Here is a 25,838-nt window from a genome sequence, read left to right on the forward strand (position 1 = left end):
AAGTTATAATTGATTTATCCAAAGCAAATGATACGAGTCAGTAATAACTGTCTCGTCATCCTATAACCTGTCTGTAGTTCTTAGTGAGTGAGGTGAATTTCCAATGTGCGGCAGATATACCATCACACTAGACTGGGACGAGCTCGTCCTCCGGTTCATGCTCGACCAGCAGCCCGGCAATTACAAGCCGAGATACAACGCTGCGCCGGGGCAGATGATTCCTGCGATAATTAGCGGTGTTGGGCGCGGGGCCGATGGCAGCACATACGCGCCTGCCAATCGGCTCGGCGAGCTGCGCTGGGGGCTTGTGCCTGCATGGGCGCAGGACGACCGCGGCGGGGCGAGGATGATCAACGCGAGGTCGGAGACGGCTGCGGAGAAGCCGGCGTTCCGCCAGCTGCTCGCTCGCAAGCGCTGTCTCATACCAGCCGACGGCTTCTATGAATGGGAGCGCCGCGGCAAGAGCAAGCAGCCGATCCGATTCGTGCTGAGAAGCGGGGAGCCGTTCGCGATGGCGGCGCTGTACGATACGTGGGTGCGGCCAGATGGTACGAAGCTGCATACGTGCTCGATTATGACGACAGAGCCGAATTCGGTTGTGGCCCGTGTGCACGATCGGATGCCCGTCATCTTGACGCGAGATCATGAGGAGAGATGGCTAGACCGCCGTCTTCAATCCACGAGCGAGCTGCTGCCGATGCTGAAGCCTTATGCAGCGGAGGAGCTTGACTTCTACGAGGTCGACAGCGGTGTTGGCAAGGTGAGCTGGGATGAGCCGGGCTGTATTGAACGAATCGAGAGTCTGCCAGGATGAGCGTGAGAACGCGTATCCGAAGGCAGGCTCTTTTTTCACATATCCGCACATGCAACGCATCGCACGTAGCCTCCTCAGCCAACACAGCCAACCGGATACATATCGATGGTCAAGCCGCATATACATGTACAAGGGAGTCCGGCTCGTCCTCTTCGGTATGCAGGCTGGAGCGCTGGATGTCGCGTTGCGTCGCTGGAACGTACGGGGCGCTTGCAGGCTGCAGTTGACCTAAAGAGGCGCAGGACGCGCACGTACAACAGAACGGGGTGGGAGGATCACGATGAGAAGAGTAGGATTGCTGCTGCTGGCGCTGTGGCTGGCTGCCTCGGGCTTCGGCTATCGCTTCGGCTTGGGCGGGACGGTACAGGCTGCGCCTGCTGTCGGGACAAGCGCGGTGTCTGCGGCATTGATTGATGTGGAATCAGGCCGCCTGCTGTACAGCTCAAGAGGCGACAAGCAGATGCTAATTGCCAGCCTGACTAAGATTATGACCGCGATCGTCGCGATCGAGCACGGCAACCTGAGCGACATGGCAAAGGTGAGCAAGAACGCATTCGGCAAGGAGGGCTCCTCCATCTATTTGAAGCTGAACGAGGAGATGAACCTGAAGGACCTGCTGTTCGGTCTCATGCTTCGCTCTGGCAACGATGCAGCGGTGACGATCGCCGAGCATGTCGGCGGCAGCGTGGAAGGCTTCGCGTACTTGATGAACGAGAAGGCGAAGCTGATCGGCATGACCAATTCCAGCTTCAAGAATCCGTCCGGCCTTGATGAGGACGGTCACTATTCGACGGCGAACGATATGGCCAAGCTGACGGCGTATGCGTTACGCAACCCTGTTTTCCAGGAAATTGTCAAGACGAAGATGAAAAAGGTTCCGAACCCGCATGAGTCCTGGGACTATACGTGGTTGAACAAAAACAAGATGCTGTCGCTATATGATGGCGCAGATGGTGTGAAGACGGGCTACACGAAGGCGGCAGGCCGCTGTCTCGTATCGTCTGCTACGCACGGCGGACAGCAGCTGGCGGTCGTGACGCTTAGCGATCCGAACGATTGGATTGACCATGCGCGGCTGCTCGACTATGGCTTCCAGCATTATCCATTGAAGTCGCTAGTGGAGAAGGGAGCGGCGGTCGAAGGGACGACGCTTGTATCTGGAACGGACTTCCAGTACCCGCTCGAGCAAGGCGAGGACGCGAAGCTGGAGCGCAAGACGACGATGAATGATGCGACATCGACCGACTATATGCTTGGCATTGCAGGCAAGCTCGAATTTATGCTCAATGGCAAGTCGATCGGCTCCGTGCCGCTCGTGCAGCCGGGCAGTCAGCGCTTGTCGCTCAAGGATCGCTCAACCTTTACATTTACGAATACGGAGTCAGACAGCTGGCATTTGTCCGATCAATGGCTGTACGTGCTAAGGACGCTGTCTAGGGTGCTGTTCACCGGGCAGACGGATTAGAAGTCAGCTTGCACATGTACATTCGCTGGAACTGAAGTAACATCGCGACCGAGTTACAGTAACCGTGTTTAACCGGGAGGGAAGGGGCATGCGAAGCTATGGTCAACATCATTTGGTTGTTTTTTATCGTTGCCGGATTTATCGTCGCCGCGTTTCAAGGGAGAATCGACTTGGTTACGGAGGCCGTGTTTGAAGGAGCGAAGAGCGGCGTCACCGTCTGCTTTGGCTTGATCAGCATTATGGTGTTCTGGCTCGGGATGATGCGTATCGCGGAAGATTCCGGCCTGCTTCGCATGATGGCGAGGCTGCTTGGACCGGTCGTCCGCGCCCTCTTCCCGGGCATCCCGAAGGATCATCCGGCGCTCGGCTACATCATGTCGAACATGAGCGCCAACATCTTCGGTCTTGGCAATGCAGCGACGCCGATGGGCATCAAGGCGATGCAGGAGCTGCAGAAGCTTAATCCGAACAAGGAAGTGGCAAGTCCTGCGATGTGTACGCTGCTGGCGCTCAACACGGCGAGCATCACTCTCATTCCGACGACGCTGATCGCGATTCGGATGAGCTACAACTCGGCCAATCCGGCCGAGATCGTCGGAACGACGCTGATGGCGACGATCGTGTCGACGGCGGCAGCTATTATCGTGGACCGTTGGTACCGTAATCGAAGCACGCAGATCGAGCTGAGGAAGAGGTGAGCTGCACGTGTTTGATTTTGTCAATCTCATATCGGCTTGGGCTATACCTGTCATCATCGTCTTCATCCCGCTCTATGCAGCGTACCGCAAAGTTCCGGTCTACGAATCGTTCGTAGACGGAGCGAAGGACGGCTTCGATACGGCGATTCGCATCATTCCGCATCTGGTCGGCATGATGGTTGCGATCAGTGTGTTCCGCGCCTCGGGCGCGATGGACATCTTCATCGGCTGGCTGAAGCCGATCTGCGAGCAGCTTGGCATTCCGACCGAGGTGATGCCGCTGGCGTTCCTGCGCCCGATTACTGGTGCGGGGTCGCTGGCGTTCACGACCGACCTGATCTCGCAGTTCGGGCCGGATTCGATGGTCGGGCGGATCGCCTCGACTGTACAGGGCAGCACCGATACGACGCTGTACGTCATTACCGTCTACTTCGGTGCGATCGGCATCCGCAAGGCGGGCTACGCGCTCAAGGTCGGCTTAATCTCCGATGCGGTTGGCTTCATCGCCTCGATCGCGGTCTGCTACCTCGTATTCACGTCGTAATCGCTCAGAGATGGACCCCGAACCGCCGCGCACTAGCGCACTAGCGCACTTCATGACTACTCCGGGATGCACCGCTTGGCGTCTTGCACATATACTGTGCATGAACCGCAGACGAAGAGGTGATCATCCGATGTACACTGGCATCATACTTCATCATTCCGCATGTCCCTCCATTAACGGAAAAGGGTATGACCTGTTCGTCACCAAGAACGGTGTCATCATCCCTTCTTCCGCCCAAACGGACCCTTACTATATCCATGTTTGTATCGAAGGCGATTACAGCGCCCCGCGCGTTACACTGACCGCGCAGGAGCGCGAGCAATGGTTCATCCTCGCGAAGCTCGTGCATCGGCTGTGCCAGCAGTACAATTTACAGCCTGATCAGCTGCGTCCGCACTCCGACAGCTGTCCTGGCGCAGGCTTCGATTGGGCTCAGCTTGTGATTTCACCTGAGGATAGGTATCATTAGCTTGAGGTGAAGAGAGAGATGGAACGTTTACAGAAGGTGCTGGCCGAAGCCGGAATCGCATCCCGTCGCAAATGCGAGGAGCTGATTACCGCTGGCCGCGTACAGGTCAATGATGAGGTGGTCACAACGCTGGGGGTGAAGGTGGATCCGAAGCAGGATTCCATTCGCGTTGATGGCAAGCCGATTCGCAAGCAATCGAAGGTCTATTTACTATTCAACAAGCCGAAGGGCGTCATTACGAGCGCGGAGGACCCGGAGGGCCGCAAGACGGTCACCGATTTTTTCAAGCATTTGAAGGTGAGAGTATATCCCATCGGACGGCTCGATTACGATACAGAGGGCTTACTGCTGCTGACGAATGACGGTGATTTTGCCCATTTACTCACGCATCCTAAGTTTCACGTGCCACGTACGTATCTCGCGACGGTGAATGGAGTGCCGCATGGCACGATGCTGGACAAGCTGCGTTCAGGCATTAAGCTGGAGGATGGCATGACGTCACCTGCCGAGGTCGATTATTACGATGTCGATCCGGATAAGAAGGAGGCGATCATCAAGATTACGATCTTCGAGGGCCGCAATCGTCAGGTGCGTCGTATGTTCGATGCGATTCATCATCCGGTCATTAAGCTGAAGCGGGTGCAGTTCGGGCCAATTCTGCTTACTGGCGTGCCGCGAGGCAAGTCCCGTCCGCTGCTACCTGTCGAGGTGGAGGAGCTGCGCAAGGCGGCGCAGGATGTTGGAGCTGGCAAGTCACATAATATTCATAAAGGCGAATTGGACGTCTGACATTTTTCGATATAATAAAATCAGCGGCTGCGGCATGACGCAGCATCGGTCTTCGGCGGCTCGTACGGCGGGCGGATGCTCGGAGCTCAGCCGCTAGTTTACTAGGTTTGAAGGTGATGCAGAATGGGAAAAGCTAGAAGGTCGATCCAAATTATCATTTTCGCGCTTATTGCGGCGGTTGGCGGTTGGACGCTGTACACCAACCTGTTCGCTGGTACGGAGAAGCCGGTCGTCGGAGCAGCAGCGCCGAACTTCAAGCTGTCGAGTCTGGACGGTGTCACTCGCGAGCTATCCGATTATAAAGGGAAGGTCGTCGTCGTGAACTTCTGGGGCACGTTCTGCGAGCCTTGCCGCAACGAGATGCCAGCACTGGACCGGCAGCAGACGAAGTGGAAGGACAGCGGAGTCGTCGTGCTCGGTCTTAATCTCGATGAGCCGCGCATTACGGTGGACAATTACATTCGACAGGTTGGCGTGACGTTCCCAATCTTGTTCGACAAGGATGAGCAGATGCGGAAGCGGTACGGCGTATCGCAATACCCGACGACCTTCTTCATCAAGCCGGATGGCCGCATAGGCGAGATCCGCATCGGGGAGATGGACGAGGCTTATATCGATCGCACCATTGCCGCCATGCTGAAGCCATAGCTCACGTTCGTCGTGACGGCTAACGTATAACCGCTTAGGGGAAGCAGGAGGAAGCATGATTCATAATACGAAATGCGAATGCGGTCATCAGAATCCGGTAGCGACGCTGCTGTGCGAGTCGTGCGGCAAGCCGCTGGAGGATGCGGACGGCACACTGCCGCTGGAGATGAGGTACGACGGCATGGCGCGGCGGTCGCAACGGGAAAACCCCGGTTTGCTGGACCGGGTGTGGAACTTTTTTTCCTCGGTCAAAATCGCGATAGTCTTGATCGCCATTACGCTGATCGGCTCGGCGATCGGCACGATCTACCCGCAGGAGAACACGTTCCTCAACATGGACCCGTCGGTCTATTATAAGGAAACGTACGGAACGAGCGGGCACATCTATTACTTGCTCGGCTTCTCGCATACGTTCGAGTCGTGGTGGTTCATCACACTGCTGTTCATGATCGGCACGTCGCTCATCGTCTGCAGCCTGGACCGGGTGCTGCCGCTGTATCGGGCGCTGAGCAAGCAGCAGATTCGCAAGCATCTGCAGTTCATCACCCGGCAGAAGGTGACGTATTCGGGACCAGTCGAGTCGGATGGACAAGCATGGGTGAAGCAGGCGTCGGAGGTGCTGAAGAAGAAGCGGTACCGCGTTCACGTCGATGCCGAAGGTACAGCCCTGCTCGCGGAGAAATATCGGTTCAGCCGCTGGGGGCCGTACATTAATCATATCGGACTGATTATCTTTCTTGCGGCAGTACTGATGCGGAGCATTCCCGGCTGGCATATGGACCAGCATCTGGCGTTCCCGGAGGGGAAGCTGGTGCCGATTCCGGACTCGCCGTATTATCTCAAGAATGAGAAGTTCACGCTGGAGCTGTATAGCGAGGACGAGATGACCGACGGCTTCAAGGAGAAGGGCATCGCCGTACCGAAGGTGTATGAGACGAAGGCGGTGCTGTACGAGTGCAAGGCGGACTGCGACGATCCTTCGAAGGAGCCTGTGCTAGAGGAGGTGCACCGCCAAGACATTATCGTGAACAAGCCGCTTGATTATGAGGGGCTGCTGGCGTTCCAGTTCGACTATAAGCCGTCGCTCAGGCTCATCTCGGTGAAGCCTTCGCTGCGCAGCGTCGAGACGGGTGAGGTGTTCGGTACATTCGATTTGTCGATGGACAATCCGAAGGAGCAGTTCAAGCTCGGGCCGTATGAGCTGAAGCTGCAGGCGTACTTCCCGGAATTCGCGATGGACGCGAAGGGGACGCCGATTACGAAGTCGAACAATCCGGTCATGCCGGCGTTCGTCTTCTTGGTGAAGGGCCCGGACGTAGCGCCAGAGGGTGAGCCTTTCCTCTATTTCCCAAGACAGATCGATCAGGCGAACTTCCGTCAGGATGAGATCAACGGAGAGCTTGGCCGCAAGCTGGAGCTGTCTGTCGGCTCGATGCAGGACGTCGCCTTCTCTGAATATATCAGCTATTTGAACATTCGGATCGATCGCGCGATGCCGTACATCTGGGTAGGGACGACAATCTCGATGATCGGCCTGATTATGGGCTTCTACTGGCATCACCGACGGATCTGGCTGCGCATCGACAATGGCGTACTGGCGCTCGGCGCCCATACGAACAAGAACTGGTTCGGTCTTCGTAAGGAAGTGTCCGAGCTGCTCGGTAAGAGCGGCATCGAGATCGATCCGAAGAAGCTGGACAAGGAGCAGACAGAGCAGCTCGAACGGATAGAGAACAATGAGGAGAATGAGGTGAAATCGACTTGAGCGGCACGTTCTTATTACTAGCGTTCATTATATATACGGTGGCTATGCTTGGCTTTGTCATCGGCGTATCGGGTCGGAGCTCGACGCAGGTCGAAGACCAGGCTGCATACAGTAGGAAGTGGGGGCGGATTGGCTTCGTCATTACGCTGCTGGGCTTCGGCTGTCATTGTGCATTCTTCTTCCTGCGGTGGGCCGAGGCGGGCCATATACCAACGAGCAACATGTACGAGTTCATGACGTTCCTCGCCATGATGATCGTGCTGGCGTTCCTCGTCGTGTATCTGATCTACAAGTCGACCGTGCTCGGCGCGTTCGCACTTCCGGTTGCGATCATAATTATTGCATACGCTTCTGTATTTCCGAAGGAAATTCAGCCGCTTATTCCGGCTCTGCAGAGCTACTGGTTGAAAATCCACGTTACGACCGCAGCTCTCGGTGAAGCGTTCTTCGCGGTCGGCTTCGCTGCCGGACTGATGTACTTGGTCAAGACGGTTAACTTCAACAGTCGCGAGAAGAGCGACCGCCGCGAGCAACGAGGCGTCGAGTTTACGATGTTCATCATGATCGTTATTATCGCCTTCGTCACGGCGATCTTCAGCTTCAACGGAACCGGCTATAAGGCCGTATTCAAGAGCGATGTGACCGTAACCGACGTTAACAACGTCGATCAGGTCGTGAAGCAGGAGTCGACGTATGTGCTTCCGCCGATCTTCGGTCCTTACGGCGCAGAGACGGTGTCGATGACGCCTTTCCTCGGCATGACCGAGCCGCTACTGGAGGCGCCGTCGTGGATGAAGGGGGCGAATGCTGGCCGCAAGCTGAACACGGTCGTCTGGTCGCTGCTTAGCGGAGCCTTGCTGTACGGGCTGCTTCGCCTCATCGCACGTAAGCCGCTCGGCGCTGCGCTGCATCCGATGATGAAGGGCGTCGATTCGGACGATGTCGATGAGATCGGCTACCGGTCGATCGCGATCGGCTATCCGGTGTTCACGCTCGGGGCGCTCGTCTTCGCGATGATCTGGGCGCATGAGGCGTGGGGTCGCTTCTGGGGCTGGGACCCGAAGGAGGTATGGGCGCTCATCGTCTGGCTGTTCTACGCCGTGTACCTGCATCTGCGTCTGTCCCGCGGCTGGCAGGGCAAGCGCTCGGCGTGGCTGTCGGTCATCGGCTTCCTCGTCGTCATGTTCACGCTGATTGGTGTCAATCTCGTTATTGCTGGACTTCATTCGTACGCGGGCGTTTAGCCCGCGTTTGCTGTACAGGTAGCGCTCATTATTCCTAATGGAAGAGGGTCTGTTGTATGAGTGATGTAAAAATGAACATTCTCGTCGTCGACGACGAGGAGCGCATTCGCCGACTGCTGCGTATGTATCTGGAGAAGGAGAATTACAAGATCGACGAGGCAGAGGACGGCGAGACGGCGCTGCGCAAGGCGCTCGACTTCGATTACGATCTGATTCTGCTCGATCTGATGCTGCCGGGTATCGACGGCAACGAGGTGTGTCTGCGGCTGCGTCAGGTGAAGGCAACACCGGTTATTATGCTGACAGCCAAGGGCGAGGAGACGAACCGCGTGCAGGGCTTCGAGGCTGGAGCCGACGATTACGTCGTGAAGCCGTTCAGTCCGCGTGAGGTCATATACCGAGTGAAGGCGATTCTGCGCCGCTCCTCTGTTACGGCTTACTTGTCCAAGGAGGTCAACTCCAGCAACAACATCGTATTTCCGAACCTCGTGATCGAGCACGACGCGCATCGCGTGACGGCGGGCGGACAGGAGGTTGCGCTCACGCCGAAGGAGTACGAGCTGCTGCACTATTTGGCGGTGTCGCCGGATAAGGTGTTCTCCCGCGAGGAGCTGTTGAAGGACGTGTGGAACTATGAGTTTTTCGGCGATCTGCGCACGGTTGATACCCATGTGAAGCGTCTGCGCGAGAAGCTGAACAAGGTATCGCCGGAAGCCGCCTCGATGATCACGACCGTATGGGGCGTGGGCTACAAGCTCGAGGTGCCGAAGTAACGTGTTTATATTCAAAAGCATCGTCGGCAAGCTGTGGCTGACGATTATTGGACTTGTCGTCGTCGTACTTCTAACACTTAGCGTATTCTTGTTCAACTATATCGAAACGTCATTCCCGCGCTCGAAGGATCAGGTCGAGACGCTGACCCGGCTCGCAGCGAAGGTCGCGAGTGAAATATCGCTGCACAAGGAAGAGCGGCGCTACCTGCAGGTCGTCAATGAGCTGATGGAGGCGCAGGGCGCTAGCGTCCTTGTCGTAGGGAAGGATTACTCCCAGGAGATGATGTCCGGCGCTGTCGTCTCGGGTGGCGCTATCTCGCACAGTGTGCCGTTCGAGGAGTTTTTCACAAGAGAGGAACTGTTGAACGTATTCAGTGGCAGCACGATCGACAATCGGACGCTGACACCCCGAGTCGGTCTGCCGCCGAATAATACATATACGGCCGTTGCCGTGCCGATTATGGACGCTTCCATGTCGAGTGTGAACGGTGCACTCATTATGTACCAGCTGACGCAATCGTCCGAGGAGACACAGGACTACGTGAAGAAGCTGTTCGTCGTCGTTGGCGTGTGCGGCTTCCTCATGACGACGTTCTTCGCCTTCTTCCTGCTGAGCCGCATTACGAAGCCGCTGCAGCACTTGAAGACGGCAGCTGACCTTATCTCTGAGGGTGAATACGGCAGTCGGGTGCCGATCCAGTCATCGGATGAGATCGGACAGCTGGCCCGCACGTTCAATCATATGGGAGAGCAGCTGGAGGATACGATCCAAGCGCTCAGTCATGAGAAGGAGCATCTCGCGAGCGTCCTGCGCAGTATGGCCGATGCGGTCGTCACCTTCGATGCAGAAGGGGATGTCATTCTGACTAATCCGCAGGGTGAGCGTATTATTCGGGATTGGAACGAGCTCGAGTGGCTCGGACATAGTGGAGGACCCGAAGGTGCTGAGGCGTCCGGCCCGATGACGGGCTGGAGCCGCATTCCAGAGCCGATCCGACCCCTCTTCGAGGAGATTATACGTCGACCGAAGGAGCTCACCTCCAAGCTTCATGTCAAGAGCGAGGTGTGGTCCGTCGTCATGGCGCCGCTCTACTCGCAGGATCTCGTACGAGGCGTCGTCGCTGTAATGCGTAACGTCACCGAGGAGTATCGGCTCGACAAGCTGCGCAAGGATTTCGTCGCGAACGTCTCGCACGAGCTGCGCACACCGCTGTCGATGCTGCAGGGCTACAGCGAGGCACTCATCGACGACATCGCTGGATCGCCGGAGGAGCGGCAGGAGCTGGCGCAGGTCATCTATGACGAGTCACTGCGAATGGGGCGTCTCGTGCACGATCTGCTCGATCTGGCCAAGATGGAGACGGGGAATCTGGAGCTGCATCTTCGTGAGCTCGACGTACACACCTTCATGAAGCGAATGCACCGCAAATTTGCTGTACTGTCCAAGGAGAAGGGCATTCAGATGTCGTATGACCTCGATAACGTGCCACTTAAGCTCGAGAAGGCGGATGAGGATCGACTGGAGCAGGTGATGACGAATCTGCTCGATAATGCGATTCGCCATACACCAGCGGACGCGCACATCCGAATACGCGCAACGAGCACGCTGCTGCGCGGTGAGAAGGCCGTTCTAATCGAGGTTAGCGACGAGGGAGACGGTATCCCGGCCCAAGATCTGCCGTTCATCTTCGAACGCTTCTACAAGGCGGACAAAGCCCGTACACGCGGTTCCTCAGGCGGAACAGGGCTAGGGCTCTCGATCGTCAAGAACATCGTAGAAGCGCACCGCGGCGTCGTACAAGCGCGAAGCTTGCCCGGACAAGGTACGACATTTTCTATCACGCTTCCTTGTTAAATACTATGGATTAAACAAAACCCTCGCCGATTCGATACCGGCGAGGGTTTGTTTGCTGTTGAATCTTATCCTTAATTCTTGTTGTTCGTGGAACAAGTTCGTTGTTAGCTTGTTGCTTACAGTGACAGCTCGCGAACGTGTGTTAGCTCTGGAAGCTCGACCAGCTGATCAAGCACGTTCTGCGGCGTGTTCTTGTCTGTCGTCAAGATCATGATTGCGGAGCCGCCGATTACTTTACGTCCAACCTGCATCGAAGCGATGTTGACATCGTTGCTGCCGAGCAGCGTTCCGACCTTACCGATGATGCCCGGCTTGTCGTTATGGGAGATGAGCAGGATGTTGCCGTTAGGCGCGATATCTACAGGGTACTGGTCGATCTGGACGATGCGTTCGCCATAGCCGGACAGCAGTGTGCCTGCCAGCGTGCGCTCTTCGTTCTTCGTCTTCAGTGTCACGGAGACGAGATTCGTGAACGACTTCGATACCGACGACTTCTGTACGACGACGTTCACTTCACGCGTCTTCGCTAGATGCATTGCGTTGACTACGTTGACGCCTTCGAGCTGGTGTTGAAGCACGCCCTTCACGATGTAACGGGTAAGCGGCGACGTATCGACATCCGTCAAGTCACCGGAGTAGCTGATCGAAATCTCGCTTACTGCGCCCTCGATCGTCTGGCCAAGGAATACGCCGAGCTTCTCGCCGAGGTTGAAGTATGGCTGGAGCGCATTCAGCACGTCAGCCGGTACCGGAGGCATGTTGACCGCGTTCTTGAACGGTACTTCACGGAGAATGTTGAGCACCTGCTCCGATACGTCAATCGCTACGTTCTCCTGGGCTTCGATCGTGGAAGCGCCGAGGTGAGGCGTGACGATGATCTTCGGATTGTTCAGGAACGGATGGTCTGCTGCTGGCGGCTCGGATTCGAATACGTCGAACGCAGCGCCGGCCACTGTGCCAGCCTGGATCGCCTCTACAAGAGCCATCTCGTCAATGATACCGCCGCGGGCACAGTTCACGATGCGAGCGCCCTTCTTCATAATTTCGAACTGCTTGCTGCTGATCATATGTCTCGTTTCGTTCGTGAGCGGAGTATGAACCGTAATGAAGTCCGAATTGGCACAAATATAATCAACCGTACCGAGCTTCACGCCAATCTTCTCTGCGCGCTCTTCAGTAAGGAATGGGTCGTAGCCGAGCACCTCCATGCCGAATACCTTCGCGCGTCTAGCTACCTCGCTGCCGATTCGGCCCATGCCGAGAATACCGAGCGTCTTGTTGCGAAGCTCAACGCCGACGAACGTCTTGCGATCCCATTCGCCGCCGACTGTCTTCTTATATGCTTGAGGGATGGAGCGGGCGATCGACATCATCATCGCAAATGTAAGCTCGCATGTCGCAATGGTGTTGCCATCCGGAGCATTGATAACGACGATACCGGCCTTCGTTGCTGCTTCCAGATCGATGTTGTCAACGCCTACGCCTGCGCGGCCTACGACCTTCAGGCGGCTGCCCGCGTTCATGATGCGCTCCGTTACCTTAGTGGCGGAGCGTACGAGAAGGGCGTCATACTCGGTGATGATGGCGACAAGCTCATCCTCGGACAAGCCGTTCTTCTTGTCCACCTCAACATCCTGTGCATCGTACAACAGCTGAATCCCCATGTCGCTGATTCCATCCATGACTAACACTTTAAACATTACATTTCCCTCCATTATCTTTTTATACAAACCAAAAACTCCTCATCCCGATACGTCTAGCGTATACAAGGGACGAGGAGCTGATTCATCTCGTGGTACCACCCTAATTCGCTACACGTTCGCACGCGCAGCCTCGGACAGTCTGTTGTTCGACAGACCTGGAAGGGTAACGGCTTCTAACCGGCTGCAACTACTGGAAGCTTCGAGGCAGCAACTCTGGAGTGCTCCGCATGACGATCGCGTCCGGTTTCCACCACCCACCGGCTCTCTGTGCGCTTTCGTATAATGCTTGGCTCCGTCATCGTTTTGTGTCAAATATGCTCGTAAATTTGCCCCTAGCTTACCATGCCAAAATCAGGCTTGTCAAGAAGTAAATGCACATCTCCGGCCGATATCCGCGACTGCCCTCAGCATGGTTGCCTCGGCCGTACGGAGGCGGTACAATGTGGGCATTATACGTGACGCAGAAGGGGGTACATACATGTCATTCGACCGAATTGGTCCAGACGCTTACAAGCGCAAGCGTGATCGTGGAGAGCTCGAAGGGACGCTAACGATCGATGTCCGCGAGCAGATGGAGTGGGACTATTACCATTGGGAAGGAATGGAGCTCGTGCCAATGATGACGATCCCGCAGAAGCTGGACGAGCTGCCGCGGGACAAGCCACTGTACATCGTCTGCGCTCATGGGGTGCGCAGCGCCAACGTCTGTCATTATTTGAGCCAGCACGGCTTCGATAACGTCGTCAACGTCGAAGGCGGCATGGCCGCGCTCGCTGCGTTAGACGGTGTGCATTACGACTGACCATCGTATGAAGCATCATGCACGCTGCAACAGTGAAGCCGCGCTACCTGCATATACAGGTGCGCGGCTTATTGTCGCATCAACGTCAGAGTTAGAAGAAAGGAAGCTGCGGAAGCGTCTGACCGTTGTAATATTTATTTTTCAGCCGCTGGAAATCACCGGATCGCACCGCATCCGTGGCAATCAGCGTGTTGACAATTTGCGGGACATTGGTCAAATTCATGTTCTTCGCCTGTCCGCTTGCGATCAGATCGTCGACGCGTGCGCTCATGTCCTGCGGCGTATACGCAGGGAAGATGGCGCTGCCAGCGAACAGGTTGGCAATGTACGCATTTTTCATATTCAGCGTAAGCGCGTTCCAATCTTTAATGGCAAGCGTCGCCGTCACATCGATCGACTTGAATTGTGGACTGACCGTCTCATACCACTTGAGCATCGCATCATAATACTGCTTCTCAGCTAGCAGCGCGAAGTTGCGCGCCTCCGACAAGTAGGCGTCCGACTGAAATTGACTGACAAGCTCATAGCCCGGCATCGCATTCGCCTTGGAGGTGAACGTGCGAAGCGCCTCGCTGGTCAGCTTCAAGCTTCTCATATAATTTTGCTGCGATTCCTTCAAGAGAGGGGAGGAGTCCGGCGCAGCCTTTTGCGACAGCGTGTCGTATACCTCTTGTGATTGCTTGGCCAGATCCTTCACAATTAATGAGGCGTCTGCCGACTGATTCGCCTGCAGCGTGTCGAGCTTGTCGAACCAAGCTTTGTGAAATTCCCTGTACGGCTGATAAATGGTATGATAGAAGGAGACCAAGTATTGTTGATGGTAGGCGGTAAGACCGTTGTTCTCCGCCTTCTTCTCAACGAGCAGCTCCTCATACTTGGCCGCGGCGCGTTCCTGTCCGAGTCTTAAGCCGTAGAAGAAGGCGCCCAGCGCTACGACGAGCATGAAGATGAATGTTATAGCGAACACGTAGTCGGTTCGATTTAACCGTTTTTCCATGAGCAAGGCACCTCGCGAAACGTTATAATTTATGCATCCTAAGTATAGGTGAATATGTCGAAAAAGGGAATCGTCATGAAAAAATTTAACTTCAAGTCGTTCAAGGTGCGACTACGCCAAGTCAAGGCTGAAGAGCTGAATGACCGTCTGCTCCTCATTAATCTGTATGTAACGCAAGCTCTAGTGCTGCTGGCTGCTGTCGTGATCATGCTGTTCCAGCGTCCTGATCTGCTACAGATGTTCTCCATCGAGCCAGGCCTTACAATCGTGCTATGGGGAGCTCTGTTCGCTGGCGCGGTGCTCGCCGTTGATCTGCTGGTGACGAATTGGGTGCCCTCCGAGGTGACCGATGACGGGGGCATCAACCAGATGCTGTTCGGCAACCGCCCACTGTGGCATATCGCGCTGTTATCCCTCGTCGTCGCGTTCTGTGAAGAGCTGCTGTTCCGCGGCGCCATACAAGCAGCATGGGGACCGTATTGGACGAGCATTCTGTTCGCCGCTATTCACATTCGGTACTTGCAGCACTGGCTCATGACCGGCCTCGTATTTAGTATCAGCTATGGCCTCGGCTGGATCTATATTCAGACAGGTACGCTGTGGACGCCGATTTTGGCCCATTTCCTGATCGACTTTATTATGGGCTGTATCTTAAGGTATAGGAGAGAGAGCTAGCATGAATATCAGTCACCAGCATTCCGAGCTGCAGCAAGCAGCCTCGGAAACGGCGGCCGCCGCCTCCGAGGAGCTGTACCTTCCTCCCCGCAAGAAGGTTCATCCAACTGAGAAGGAGAAATGGCTGCCTATCTTTTATCGGACGCTGCTGTCTATTTTTGTACTGTTAACAATTGGATTGCTCGTATGGGGCTGGTATCGCGATCAGCAGCTATAGACTCGGGTCGATCGCATGCGGGTCCACGAAGCCGTAGCCTCGCTTCTTGATTTGCGACAACATGTCGTCCAGTGCCTCCGCCGTCCACGGCAGCTCATGCATAAGAATGTTGCTGCCGGGGCGCAGCTGGCCGATGACGTTCGCCGTCACCTCCTGGGCACTGTTCCGCTTGACGGTCATTTCCCAATCCTTGGAGCCATTGGACCATGTCATATATAGCATACCGAGCTCCTTCGACTTCGCACGTACCTCATCATTGCCTGATCCGAACGGTGGCCGGAAAAAAACAGGCGCTTCTCCAGTAATCGCCTTCACCGCGTCTTGCACGTCCTCCAGCTGCTGGGCAATCTTCTCCTTCGTTTGCTTCTTAAGATCAATATGATCCCACGAATGATTGCCGATGGCATGACCGCGCTCATGAATGAGCTTGACGATGTCGGGCTTTTGCTTCACGCGATAGCCGTTCACGAAAAATATGGCCTTCGCCTGATGCTTATCCAGCGTATCGAGTAATGCCTGGTTCAGCTCGAGGTCCTTCGGTCCGTCATCGAATGTCAGCAATACGACCTCCTTCGGATGCTTACTGGCGTCGATCGGGACGATGTCGTACGTCCTCGGGCTCATCTTGTACGTTCGGGCAACAGGCGTAGCTTGGGGCTGAGTCCGACTCTCTTGCTTGGCCGACTGCTGTGTATGCGACGTGACTTTATCTGCGGTCGCAGGTACGGAGACCGCCTGTTCTTGCAGGCTGCTCGACTTAGTGGCGTTCTCTGGACGGGCTGCACTGTTCGGAACAGCTGCACTCGATTCCAGCGACTGGCTGACAGGGGAAGGTGGTGGGGTCACTTCGTTGCGGTCGGACGATGTAGAGCAGGCAGAGGCTAGCACTGAAGCAAGCAGCAGTACGGCTGTCGTCTTTATTTTATTAGTCATCAAGTGTGATCTTCCCTTCATGTAGGCTGCTTCCTAATATTATCATGCATGAGCTGGGCCCACCTAGCGGAAAATATAGCTGAAGTCGAATCCAACACCACAACGGAGGGATCGAAGATGAGAATAGGAGCCTTTATGTTTGGCGGTATTGTCGGAGCAGCAGCAGCAATCTACGTATCGAACCGGATGAAGCCGATCATGTCGGCATTTGCGGGCAATGATGCGGTCAGCAGCATGCTGAACCAAGCGGACAAATCGATGAAAAACCGCAAAAGCTCGGATTCTGCATCTATGTTCCAGGGAGCTGCTTTTACAAGCAGCCAAAACCAGCATAAATCCAATGTGTCGAATGTGTCTTCCCACAGCTCGGCAAACAACACAAGCACGTCGAGCAACACAGGCGCATCCAACACAAGCGCATCCAACAGCACAAGCAAGAAGGACTTCGTGTTTGATGAGAGCTTGTTCAAAGAGGACGGCCTAAATAAAGTGGAGGACATTGTGAATCAGGATCCGAAGCTGCGCGCAGCAGTGGACGAAATTTTGGCAGGCAATGGAACCCCCTCGAAGAAAGAGCAGCAGCAGACGCACTAAGAGAGTAGTACGCTATCATGCTCATCGATACGTAACAGGTGCAAGGTTCTCGTTCCATGCGAACGGGGCCTTGCTTTTTTTTGTTTTTAATCATTTTTTCGGCTCTTGACCGTTCTTTTCTGAACGGAATGTGATATAATAGACGTAACATGGAAAACAAGCACACCCTTTCTATGTTTAGTTGCGCGTTTAGGGATTGTCGTCATGTCTTGGTTTCTCTTGATGAACCATACTTCATAAGCTTTTATTAACAGTCGGCTAGGGGGGAATCCAGTATGAAAATGGAGCGATTAAGTCAGGACAAGATACGGATATTCCTCACATTTGATGACTTAACGGAGCGCGGCATTCAGAAGGATGACATGTGGAGAGAAATCCCTAAGGTACATGAGCTGTTCAGCGAAATGATGGATCAAGCTTATATGGAGCTAGGCTTCGACGCGACCGGTCCTCTCGCCGTTGAGGTTCTCGCTATGCCTGCACAAGGGATGATGGTTATCGTCACGCGCGGCAAGATGAACTTCGGCTCTGAAGATACGCTTGAAGATGAGCTGGAAGAGGAAGTGTACGAGCTCGAGCTTACATTGGATGAGACAGACCAGGTCACATACGCCTTCCGAGACTTCGAGGATTTGCTGAGGCTGTCTAAGGTTCTGGGTGGAATGCTCACAGACGGCGGAACGCTCTACTCCTATAAAAATAAATATATTTTACTTCTGGATGCGGAGCCGCTGGATGAGAGCAAGCTACAGACGATTGTAGCAGTGTTGTCGGAGTACGGTGAAGCAACCTCGGTGACTCATGCAATGCTTGAGGAGTACGGCAATAAAGTGATTGCAGAGCATGCAATTCGAACGCTTTGTGAGAAATTCCGTTAATCCCGATTGATGTTCCATATTGTGACTGTGAAATATCAGATTATATGGCAAAGCATTCACAAAAACATTCGTTTTTGCGGAATGCTTTTTTTGAAATCATCCGCTATGCGTGAATAAGGGGAAGCAGTGGATGGAATTGGCGGTCGCATAAGACGGGGAGGACGAACCAGGTGACAGGACTGAACAGAAGCGCGGCCAAGTCGTCTTTCGATTTAGAAGAGCTCGTCACGCATTATCAGAAGCAGCTGCGCGAGGATGCTCTCTATTACTTGCAGCGCCGCGGCCTCGAACAAGAGACGATTCAGCAATATCGGATCGGCTTCGAACCGGGGAAGATTGGCTTCTATGTACAATCGGGGAAGCTCGGCGGTTACTTCGAGAATCGCGTCATTATTCCGATACTGGATTCGGCAGGAGAGCCGATCGACCTGATCGGACGTTCCATCGATAATCGGGAGCCGAAGTACAAGACATTGGTCGGTATGGATGATTACTTGTTCAACGAGCCGGTGCTTGAGCAGACCGACGACGTGATCGTCTGCGGCGGTGTGTTCGACGTGTTGAGCTTGTCACAAGCGAGACTGCCAGCCGTATGTACGACCGTGTGGATGACCTTCAAGGAGAGTCATGCCGAGAAGCTGAAGGATAAGCGTGTGTTCATATGTCTTGGCAATGATGAGCTCGGACGCAGAGAGAGCGCGAAGATCGAAGCGCTGCTGCAGGGCATCAGCCGAGAGACATTCATCGTCAACATGCCGGAGTCGATTCGGGATGTGAACGACTTTTTCGTTCGTGTGCAAAATCCGCTCGACACATTCATGCAGCTGCTGAACGAGACGATGGAGGAGTCGCTTCTCCTGCCGATCGCACCGGATGTGAAAAATATTACGGCGTATACCGAGGAGTTCATGAAGCGGTTTCGCGGACAAACAAGCGGCGTGTCGACTGGACTTCTGCAGCTGGATGAGGCACTGCTGGGAGGTATTCGCGCCGGTCTGTACTTCATCGCAGGTGGAGCCTCCTCCGGCAAAACGATGCTGCTCAAGCAGCTCGCCGATGAGATGGCAGCACGGCAAGTTCCGGTCGTCTACGTCTCTTGGGATATGACGGCCTTCGAGCTGTGGGCGCGCAGCATCGCCAGACTGATTGGTGCTGAGCCCCACCAGGTGCTTAGCGGCAAAGCATCACCGGAGGAAGTAGCTCGGGGCAACAAGCAATATGTCGAGATCAGCAAGTGGATGTGGACGATTGAGTGCTCGATGGAAACGTCAATGGAGCGTGTGTTCGCAACGGTGGAGCGTATCGCAGGCATTGCCGGACGAACGCCGGTCATTATTATCGATCATCTGAACCGTATACCCGCGACGGGCCTGCAGCGTCAGCCGCAGTCGATCGCCGAGCACCAGACCGTGCTTGCTTACATGCTTAAGCAATGGTCGCGAGAATGGGGGGCCCCGGTGCTGGCGGCGATTCCGACGGATGTAAGCCGTGAAGGGCTTCCTGAGGGAGTCGAGGCATCGGCAGATGTCATATTCGGCTTGAAGCAGCTGGCCGATGACGTGCTGGAGGACGGTGTGAACCGCTGTCTGCTGCAGCTGTTCAAGCACCGCAACGGTCCGCTCGCTACGGTAGAGCTTCGCTTCAACCAGCGGAAGGCGTGCTTCGAGGAGTCTGAGGTGCAGTCTGACGTATAACCATATATTTTGGTTTCACAGCACTTATTTTTCTGGAGGACTGGAGGAGTAGACCCTGAGCCTTTTTTCGTTGCTAGTTGCTGCTGTGGCGCCGGGCGTCGCTCTTCTGTCCTATTTTTATTTGAAGGACCGTTACGACCCGGAGCCGATCTCGCACGTCCTACGATTGTTCATATTCGGCGTGCTGCTTGTGTTCCCGGTGATGGTGCTGCAATGGGCGCTACTGCAGGGCCTAGGCTCGCATCCGCTCGTTTTCTCTTTTGTAACGTCTGCGTTGCCTGAAGAATTCTTCAAGTGGTTCATCGTCTATTTCTTAATTTTTCAGCATTCGACGTTCGATGAGCCGTATGACGGGATCGTCTACGCCGTAGCGGTGTCGCTTGGCTTTGCCACGATGGAGAACGTGCTGTACGCACTGCTGAGTCCGATGGATTTCTCTCAGCTATTGCAGCGGGCATTCCTTCCGGTGTCAGGGCATGCAATGTTTGGCGTTATGATGGGCTATCACTTCGGCTCTGCGAAGTTCGTGAGAGGGAAGTATCGCAAGCATCTGGCACTCGCGCTGCTGCTGCCTCTGTTCTGGCACGGTGTGTTCGACTATACGTTAACCGTATCCGGTGGCAACTGGATCTGGTTCATGCTGCCGCTTATGTCGTTCCTGTGGCTAAGGAGCATGTGGAAGGTGCGTCGTGCGAACGAAAGCTCGTCGCTACGTCTGCTTACTCGCGAGGAACGGATTAAAGCTTGAGGGAACTGTCTATAATGGGATGTAACGAGACTTACAATCGGAGGAATCCCATGAATAGTACAATGAGTCCCAGAGTGAAAGTCATCATTCGCTGCAACCAGTGCGGAGAGAAATTTATATTAAGAGGTCGCAGGGATAAGGGCCGCATTGATACCGGCTTCAAGCAATGCATCTGCAGCAATGCGAACGATTTTGAGATCGAGACGAACAGCATGTAGTTTATGTTCAGAGCCGTCCTTCACAGGGCGGTTTTTTCTTTTGAGGAGATAGGTGCATAAAGGCTCCGCTCTGAAGCGCAAACTAAGCCCAAGTTTGGCTGAAGAAGGGAGATCTCGCGCATATGTACAAGAGGCTAAGTATCGTCATGTTTCCGATTTTGCTCGTCGCTCTCATCGGTACGGGGATCTGGGGGTATATGGAGCATCAAGAGAAAAACTCCGTTTTGATAAAAGCTGAAAATCAATACCAGCGGGCGTTCCATGACCTCACGTTTCATGTTGACAAGCTTCATACAGAGCTCGGCAACACGCTAGCGGTTAATTCCACGTCCCAAGAAGCTTACAAGAAGGGGCTCATTAACGTTTGGCGCATTACGAACGAGGCTCAGAACGAGATCAGTCAGCTTCCGCTTACGCTGCTGCCGTTCAATGAGACGGAGCAATTCCTTGCGAATATTTCGAAGTTTGCGTACCGCGCGGCTGTAAGGGATCTGAGCAAGCAGCCGTTCACCGAGGCGGAGATGAAGACGATGAAGTCGCTCTATGAGCATTCGAAGCAAATATCGGACGATCTGCGTCAGGTGCAATCGACGGTTGTGGAGCAAAATCTTCGCTGGATGGACGTGGAGCTTGCACTGGCGACCAAGTCGGAGCCCTACGATAACGACATCATCGATGGCTTCGCAACGCTGGACAAAAAAGTAAGCGAATATGCGGAGGTCAACTGGAGTCCATCGGTGATGAGCATGTTCGAGAAGCGCGATGTCAGCATGCTGTCAGGCAACGAAATGACGGTCGACGATATTAAGCAGCGAGCAGCTCAATTTCTAGGCGTTCAGAGCTTGGATACGGCCCAAATCGTGGAGAACGGCGTCGGCACCGAATATGCCTCCTACAGCGTGTATATACCGAAGGAGGGCACGTTGGACGGGGCGCACATGGATTTTGCCAAGAAGGGCGGACAACTGCTGTGGTACAACGCAACCCGCGATGTACAGACTCGTGCCCTTGATCTACGCCAAGCGCGCGATGTGGCAGCACAGTTTCTGGACGAGCATGGCTACACTGGGATGACGGCCGTGTCTTACGATGATTACGCCAACGTAGCGAACTTGACCTTCGCTTCCAGAGAGGGAGACGCGATTAACTATCTCGAGAAGGTTGCGGTGAAGGTTGCGCTTGACAATGGCGAGGTTACCGGCCTTGAGGCGACGGATTACGTATTCAACAATAAGGAGCGTCAGTTGCCTGCGCCTACAGTGACTGTGGAGGATGCGAAGAAGACGTTGAACCCTGAATTCAAGCTGGACAGCGTCAGTCAAGCGTTGATTCGCAATGAGATCGATGAAGAGGTGCTGTGCTATCAATTCATGGGTCGCGTGAATGGCGGCTATTACCGAATCTTCATTAATGCTGCTACGGGAACGGAAGAGAAGATTGACTACATTCAAGCAGACGAGGTTCAGGTGGCACAGTAAGGAGAGCGGAGCCCGGCTTATGGCCGGGTTCATTCGTGTTCAAGCGTTCAGGTATACCCTCAGGTGCTTGACGTGGTATAATATGGGCAGACCTAGGTCTGAAGTATCGATGATGATCATTCCGAGGGGTGCTTGCCTTGCTTCCGAAAATTAACCAGATTTTGCACATACAAGTGAATTCCATCGACGAAGAGGAAGCGAAGCAGGAATATAAATCGCGGATCGCCGATATGACCGACAGCTCGATCATGATGGAGGTGCCTCTCCATGAGAAGACAGGTCGCTTGAAGCGACTGTATCCGGGCGATGAGCTGTCGATCTACTTCGTCTCCGAGGGTGGTGTGAAGAACTACTTCAACTCTTCTGTCATCGGCTACACGGATGATGTGATCCGACTTGTCCAAATCAAGCTGCCAGCGGTTGAATCCATTACGAAGATGCAACGCCGAACGTTCCTCCGTGTGCCTGCCGAGCTCGATATTGCGGTCAAGCTGGTTGAGAATCTTCAATTCGTTGCATTGACCGACGACGTCAGCGGCGGGGGCGTGTCGTTCCTTTGCGAGAGCAATACTCCGGTCAGCTCCGGTCAGGCCGTTGGCTGCTGGTTGAACATACCGTATAAGAACGGAACCATTGAGCATGTGCCGTTCAAGGGAGAGGTCGTTCGCGTGAAGGCGCTGGAGACGGGACGACTGCAGGTGATGATGCGCTTTACTGAGATCGCCGACCGGGACAGGGAGAAGGTAATCCGGTTTTGCTTCGAACGTCAGTTCGATTTTCGTAAAAAATAAAACGGTCGGATAATTGTAAGGAATATGGGAAAGCTATCCGCATTATGCCAATTGAGGGTGATGTGGGTATGAGTGTAGATCGTCAGAATGAAGCGGAGCGGACGTATGAGGAGCTGTTCATCCAATTCTCCTCCCGCATCGAGAAGCTGCTGCTGCTTGGTGTGAAAATAGTGCTGCTTGCTCTTGTCGCCAGTCAGCTGCTGCTGCAGGTGCCTCAGCTTCGGCATGGCCTCGTGAAGGTCGAGCGTCTGGAGGGCAAGCCCTATTTACACGAATCCGTATCGGTCCATAGCAGAGCTGCACAATAGTTCCGGAGTAGGCTTTGCAATGATCGTGAAATCTATGGTATAATTTTCTACGTTCGAGGCTTCGGCCTGTTTTTTTTTCAAAATGCTCGTCCGTTTTATCGGGAATAGGAGGCCGCAGCTTGGAGAAGTTTAACATCGCTATCGACGGTCCGGCCGGCGCAGGGAAGAGCACCATCGCAAGATTGGTTGCCAGCGCGCTTGGCTTCGTATATATTGATACCGGAGCCATGTACCGAGCCGTAACCTGGAAGATTATGGACAAGGGCCTTCAGCCTGATCAAACGGGGGACATGATCGCGCTCACGAAGCAGATGGATATTCAGCTCACCCCGGGAGAAGCAGGTCAGAACGTTTTTGTCGATGGTTATGATGTGACGGGCTTGATCCGTACCGCAGAAGTAACCGGATACGTATCGTTCGTATCGTCGATCGCCGAAATTCGGCAGGTGCTGACCCGGAAGCAGAAAGAGATGGCCGCGAGCATGGGCGTCGTGATGGACGGCCGCGATATTGGAAGCCATGTGCTGCCAGACGCGGAGGTTAAGGTGTTCTTGACCGCAAGCGTGCTGGTTAGGGCAGAGCGGCGTCTGAAGGAAATCGAGCATACGCAGCCCGGCATTACGCTGGAGCAGCTGATGCACGATATCGCTACACGTGACCGGATGGACGAGCAGCGAGATGCATCGCCGCTGGTTCAGGCTCCTGATGCCATACTGGTGGATACGACCAGCATGACGATTCCAGAGGTCGTTGATCGTATTCTGGAGCTGTGCGCAAGTCGCGTCGGTGGAGGGAAGTAGATGCTTTATATTTTTTTTCGCACCCTATTTCGGATGATGTTCGCTGTTCTATTTCGTCTTAAGACGGAAGGCGAGGAGAACATTCCGCGCGAAGGACCTGTTGTCCTGTGTGCGAATCATACGAGCAACTGGGATCCTCCAGTTCTTGGTTCCATGCTTGATCGCAAGGTGCACTACATGGCCAAGGCGGAGCTCTTCGAGCTGCCGGTGCTGAAGCAGGTGCTGCCCCGTATCGGAGCTTTCCCCGTGAAGCGAGGCGGTGTCAGCAAGGAGTCGATTCGTCTGTCTATCCAGCTGCTTAAGGATGGCAACATGATCGGCGTCTTCCCGGAAGGGACGCGAAGTAACGCAGGCGGTATGGGCAAGAAGGGAGCGGCAAGTCTGGCGTTGAAGTCAGGGGCTACCGTTATTCCGGCCGCAATCGTAGGTAATTATTCATTATTTCGTCCTATGAAGGTCATCTATGGTCGCCCAATCGATCTGAGCGAGTATGCAGATGCCGGCTCCGAAGGCTTGGAGCAAGCAACGGACTTGATCATGAGCACGATTCGCTCGATGGTCCGTGAGCACGAATCGAAATAAGATTTGGTGGCATACTGAAGAAAACGGGGAATGAAGTAATTTATTCAAATAAACCATATATGTCGTAAAGGTTGCTAAGGAGGCTATTTGAACTATGTCTGATGAAATCAAAGTAGAACAAAACGAGCAAGAGGTACAAGCTGTAGAAGCAGCAGAGGTGTCGCAGGAAGAGTCGATGGCGAATGTTACGTTCCTCAAAAAGGGCGATATCGTCACTGGCAAAGTCATCAAGGTTGATGCTGATCAAGTCGTTGTTGACGTAGGCTACAAGTACGATGGCGTTGTGCCGGTTCGCGAGCTGTCGTCGGTTAACCTCGACAATGCTGCAGAGGTTGTAGAGGCTGGTCAGGAAATCGAGCTGAAGGTCATGAACATCAATGATCATAAAGAGACGCTCGTACTGTCCAAGCGCGCAATCGAGGGCGAGAAGGCATGGGATAAGCTGGCTGCTGACATGGAGAACAAGACTGTTCTCGAAGCGAAGGTTGCTGAAGTTGTAAAGGGCGGTCTTGTCGTGGATGTAGGTCTTCGCGGCTTCGTTCCAGCTTCGATGGTAGAGCGCAACTTCGTAGAAGATTTCAGCGACTACAAGGGTCGTACACTTCGTCTGCGCGTGAAGGAAATGGATCGCGAGAAGAACAAGGTCATCCTGTCCCAGAAGGACGTGCTTGACGAAGAGTTCGAGTCGAAGAAGAAGGACATCTTGAACCAGATCTCCGTTGGTCAGCAGCTCGACGGTACGGTTCAGCGTCTGACTCAATTCGGCGCATTCGTTGATATCGGGGGCGTGGACGGTCTCGTGCACATCTCCGAGATGGCATGGCACCACGTTGAAGCTCCTTCCGAGGTTGTGAAGGAAGGCGATGCAGTGAAGGTGCAGGTTCTGAAGGTTGATCCGGAGAACGAGCGCATTTCGCTGTCGATCAAGGCAACTCAGCCAGGTCCTTGGCAGCAGGTTGCTAGCCGCATCAACATCGGTGATATCGTAACGGGTACGGTTAAGCGTCTTGTGCAATTCGGCGCCTTCGTAGAAGTTGCGCCTGGTGTGGAAGGTCTTGTACACATCTCGCAAATTTCCCACCGTCACATCGGAACACCTGGCGAAGTATTGAAGGAAGGCCAGGAGGTACAAGTGAAGGTGCTTGATATGAATCCGGACGAGAAGCGCGTTTCCTTGAGCATCAAGGAAACGGAAGAAGCTCCAGCTCGTGAGGCGAAGCCAGAGCGCGCTGAGCGTGAGCCGCGTGAGCGTGCACCTCGCCGTGAGAAGGAATCCGTCTCCCATGAGGAGATGTCTGGCCTGAACTTGACACTGGGCGAGCGCTTCGGCGACAAGCTTAGCAAATTCAAGTAAGC

At 54.4% G+C, this 25,838-nt stretch carries 28 protein-coding genes and 1 other annotated feature; of the genes, 25 read left to right on the forward strand and 3 right to left on the reverse strand.

Features of this window, described 5'->3' with window-relative positions; translation table 11 throughout:
- Positions 1-103: 103 nt before the first annotated feature.
- From PAE68_RS10785 to PAE68_RS10835, 11 genes are all read left to right on the forward strand, one after another.
- Positions 104-814: an SOS response-associated peptidase gene (locus tag PAE68_RS10785; protein ID WP_281886813.1), complete on the forward strand. Its 711-nt coding sequence runs from the start codon at positions 104-106 to the stop codon at positions 812-814.
- A 280-nt stretch (positions 815-1,094) separates the two neighbouring features.
- Entirely contained in the window at positions 1,095-2,279 is a 1,185-nt protein-coding gene (locus PAE68_RS10790) for a D-alanyl-D-alanine carboxypeptidase family protein (RefSeq protein ID WP_281886815.1), read from the forward strand.
- A 98-nt stretch (positions 2,280-2,377) separates the two neighbouring features.
- A complete protein-coding gene (locus PAE68_RS10795; protein ID WP_281886818.1) occupies positions 2,378-2,977 on the forward strand; it encodes a nucleoside recognition domain-containing protein in 600 nt (199 codons plus the stop codon).
- Between the two features lie 7 nt (positions 2,978-2,984).
- Positions 2,985-3,521: a spore maturation protein gene (locus tag PAE68_RS10800; RefSeq protein ID WP_281886819.1), complete on the forward strand. Its 537-nt coding sequence runs from the start codon at positions 2,985-2,987 to the stop codon at positions 3,519-3,521.
- A gap of 130 nt (positions 3,522-3,651) precedes the next feature.
- Positions 3,652-3,990 (forward strand): peptidoglycan recognition protein family protein, encoded by a 339-nt coding sequence (locus tag PAE68_RS10805; protein WP_281886822.1) that lies wholly within the window; start codon positions 3,652-3,654, stop codon positions 3,988-3,990.
- An 18-nt stretch (positions 3,991-4,008) separates the two neighbouring features.
- Entirely contained in the window at positions 4,009-4,779 is a 771-nt protein-coding gene (locus PAE68_RS10810) for a pseudouridine synthase (RefSeq protein ID WP_281886824.1), read from the forward strand.
- Positions 4,780-4,902: 123 nt separating this feature from the next.
- Positions 4,903-5,427 carry a thiol-disulfide oxidoreductase ResA gene (resA, locus tag PAE68_RS10815; protein ID WP_281886826.1) on the forward strand — a complete coding sequence of 175 codons (525 nt, stop codon included), beginning with the start codon at positions 4,903-4,905 and terminating at the stop codon, positions 5,425-5,427.
- Positions 5,428-5,482: 55 nt separating this feature from the next.
- A complete protein-coding gene (gene resB / locus PAE68_RS10820; RefSeq protein ID WP_281886829.1) occupies positions 5,483-7,192 on the forward strand; it encodes a cytochrome c biogenesis protein ResB in 1,710 nt (569 codons plus the stop codon).
- On the forward strand, positions 7,189-8,436 hold the full coding sequence (ccsA, locus tag PAE68_RS10825) for a cytochrome c biogenesis protein CcsA (protein WP_281886831.1): 1,248 nt from the start codon (positions 7,189-7,191) through the stop codon (positions 8,434-8,436). Before resB ends, ccsA begins: the two co-directional genes overlap by 4 nt.
- Positions 8,437-8,492: 56 nt before the next feature.
- Positions 8,493-9,209, forward strand: coding sequence for a response regulator transcription factor (locus PAE68_RS10830; protein WP_281886834.1), 717 nt, complete (start codon positions 8,493-8,495; stop codon positions 9,207-9,209).
- A 1-nt stretch (position 9,210) separates the two neighbouring features.
- Positions 9,211-11,064, forward strand: a complete 1,854-nt coding sequence (locus tag PAE68_RS10835; protein WP_281886835.1) for an ATP-binding protein — start codon at positions 9,211-9,213, stop codon at positions 11,062-11,064.
- Between the two features lie 116 nt (positions 11,065-11,180).
- Here PAE68_RS10835 and serA read toward each other — a convergent pair whose 3' ends face one another.
- Positions 11,181-12,764, reverse strand: coding sequence for a phosphoglycerate dehydrogenase (gene serA / locus PAE68_RS10840; RefSeq protein WP_281886838.1), 1,584 nt, complete (start codon positions 12,762-12,764; stop codon positions 11,181-11,183).
- A 65-nt stretch (positions 12,765-12,829) separates the two neighbouring features.
- Positions 12,830-13,075 (reverse strand) — a binding site (T-box leader).
- A gap of 170 nt (positions 13,076-13,245) precedes the next feature.
- Here serA and PAE68_RS10845 point away from each other — a divergent pair.
- Positions 13,246-13,569, forward strand: coding sequence for a rhodanese-like domain-containing protein (locus tag PAE68_RS10845; RefSeq protein ID WP_281886840.1), 324 nt, complete (start codon positions 13,246-13,248; stop codon positions 13,567-13,569).
- A 91-nt stretch (positions 13,570-13,660) separates the two neighbouring features.
- Here PAE68_RS10845 and PAE68_RS10850 read toward each other — a convergent pair whose 3' ends face one another.
- Positions 13,661-14,566, reverse strand: coding sequence for a hypothetical protein (locus tag PAE68_RS10850; protein ID WP_281886843.1), 906 nt, complete (start codon positions 14,564-14,566; stop codon positions 13,661-13,663).
- Positions 14,567-14,641: 75 nt separating this feature from the next.
- Between PAE68_RS10850 and PAE68_RS10855 the strand changes: the two genes are divergently transcribed.
- Both PAE68_RS10855 and PAE68_RS10860 read left to right on the forward strand, forming a co-directional pair.
- A complete protein-coding gene (locus PAE68_RS10855) occupies positions 14,642-15,241 on the forward strand; it encodes a CPBP family intramembrane glutamic endopeptidase (protein WP_281886845.1) in 600 nt (199 codons plus the stop codon).
- Position 15,242: 1 nt separating this feature from the next.
- Positions 15,243-15,458 carry a hypothetical protein gene (locus tag PAE68_RS10860; protein ID WP_281886847.1) on the forward strand — a complete coding sequence of 72 codons (216 nt, stop codon included), beginning with the start codon at positions 15,243-15,245 and terminating at the stop codon, positions 15,456-15,458.
- On the opposite strand, the gene PAE68_RS10865 is transcribed toward PAE68_RS10860, so the two are convergent.
- On the reverse strand, positions 15,453-16,391 hold the full coding sequence (locus PAE68_RS10865; protein ID WP_281886849.1) for a polysaccharide deacetylase family protein: 939 nt from the start codon (positions 16,389-16,391) through the stop codon (positions 15,453-15,455). The genes PAE68_RS10860 and PAE68_RS10865 overlap by 6 nt on opposite strands.
- Before the next feature lie 117 nt (positions 16,392-16,508).
- On the opposite strand from PAE68_RS10865, the gene PAE68_RS10870 reads away from it, so the two are divergent.
- The 11 genes from PAE68_RS10870 to rpsA all read left to right on the forward strand — a co-directional run bounded on the left by PAE68_RS10870 (position 16,509) and on the right by rpsA (position 25,836).
- Positions 16,509-16,985, forward strand: coding sequence for a hypothetical protein (locus PAE68_RS10870; RefSeq protein WP_281886851.1), 477 nt, complete (start codon positions 16,509-16,511; stop codon positions 16,983-16,985).
- Positions 16,986-17,260: 275 nt separating this feature from the next.
- On the forward strand, positions 17,261-17,863 hold the full coding sequence (locus tag PAE68_RS10875) for a genetic competence negative regulator (RefSeq protein ID WP_281886853.1): 603 nt from the start codon (positions 17,261-17,263) through the stop codon (positions 17,861-17,863).
- A gap of 170 nt (positions 17,864-18,033) precedes the next feature.
- Positions 18,034-19,557, forward strand: a complete 1,524-nt coding sequence (locus PAE68_RS10880) for a DnaB-like helicase C-terminal domain-containing protein (RefSeq protein ID WP_281886857.1) — start codon at positions 18,034-18,036, stop codon at positions 19,555-19,557.
- A 55-nt stretch (positions 19,558-19,612) separates the two neighbouring features.
- Positions 19,613-20,305, forward strand: a complete 693-nt coding sequence (gene prsW / locus PAE68_RS10885) for a glutamic-type intramembrane protease PrsW (RefSeq protein ID WP_281891019.1) — start codon at positions 19,613-19,615, stop codon at positions 20,303-20,305.
- 50 nt (positions 20,306-20,355) lie between these two features.
- On the forward strand, positions 20,356-20,523 hold the full coding sequence (locus tag PAE68_RS10890) for a hypothetical protein (protein WP_281886860.1): 168 nt from the start codon (positions 20,356-20,358) through the stop codon (positions 20,521-20,523).
- A 122-nt stretch (positions 20,524-20,645) separates the two neighbouring features.
- Positions 20,646-22,001 carry a germination protein YpeB gene (gene ypeB, locus PAE68_RS10895; protein ID WP_281886863.1) on the forward strand — a complete coding sequence of 452 codons (1,356 nt, stop codon included), beginning with the start codon at positions 20,646-20,648 and terminating at the stop codon, positions 21,999-22,001.
- 137 nt (positions 22,002-22,138) lie between these two features.
- Positions 22,139-22,792, forward strand: coding sequence for a flagellar brake protein (locus PAE68_RS10900; RefSeq protein ID WP_281886866.1), 654 nt, complete (start codon positions 22,139-22,141; stop codon positions 22,790-22,792).
- Between the two features lie 68 nt (positions 22,793-22,860).
- Positions 22,861-23,100, forward strand: coding sequence for a hypothetical protein (locus tag PAE68_RS10905; protein ID WP_281886870.1), 240 nt, complete (start codon positions 22,861-22,863; stop codon positions 23,098-23,100).
- A 119-nt stretch (positions 23,101-23,219) separates the two neighbouring features.
- Complete coding sequence (cmk, locus tag PAE68_RS10910) at positions 23,220-23,900, forward strand: (d)CMP kinase (protein ID WP_281886873.1); 681 nt, start codon at positions 23,220-23,222, stop codon at positions 23,898-23,900.
- Positions 23,901-24,482 carry a lysophospholipid acyltransferase family protein gene (locus PAE68_RS10915; RefSeq protein ID WP_281886877.1) on the forward strand — a complete coding sequence of 194 codons (582 nt, stop codon included), beginning with the start codon at positions 23,901-23,903 and terminating at the stop codon, positions 24,480-24,482. It abuts the gene before it with no gap.
- Between the two features lie 94 nt (positions 24,483-24,576).
- Positions 24,577-25,836 (forward strand): 30S ribosomal protein S1, encoded by a 1,260-nt coding sequence (gene rpsA / locus PAE68_RS10920; RefSeq protein ID WP_281886880.1) that lies wholly within the window; start codon positions 24,577-24,579, stop codon positions 25,834-25,836.
- Positions 25,837-25,838 lie beyond the last annotated feature (2 nt).

This window comes from Paenibacillus sp. YYML68 (assembly GCF_027923405.1).
Taxonomy (GTDB): domain Bacteria; phylum Bacillota; class Bacilli; order Paenibacillales; family NBRC-103111; genus Paenibacillus_G.